General features: G+C 48.5%; 1 protein-coding gene. It reads right to left on the bottom strand.

Annotated features, from left to right (window positions below; genetic code table 11):
• Window positions 1-239, bottom strand: a 239-nt coding sequence (locus tag ACR9ZK_RS23320; RefSeq protein ID WP_481344288.1) for a hypothetical protein, incomplete at both ends; no start/stop codon positions are given.

Below are 239 nucleotides of genomic sequence, written 5' to 3'. Positions count from 1 at the left end.
GTATAGGACTTGCTCCAGAAAGCGCATCATTCTGAGAGGTATGATAGGTAATCTGGAAATTGGCATTTCCGTTCAGAATACCTGCCGATAAGGTGCTGAAATCGAAAATTGCCGGATTCTGGCAGATAATAATTTCTCTTGGATCTGCAGGATTTGCCGCAGGAACTCCCGGCGGCGTGAATGGCTGCGTCTGAATATTAGGATTGGTAAACGGAGAAGCGAGTGTGGCCGTTCCGCCC

It is taken from the genome of Monashia sp. HAY1-5C, from assembly GCF_056755255.1.
The sequence above is the reverse complement of the archived record's forward strand: the minus strand, read 5'-3'. Positions and strand labels throughout refer to the sequence as shown.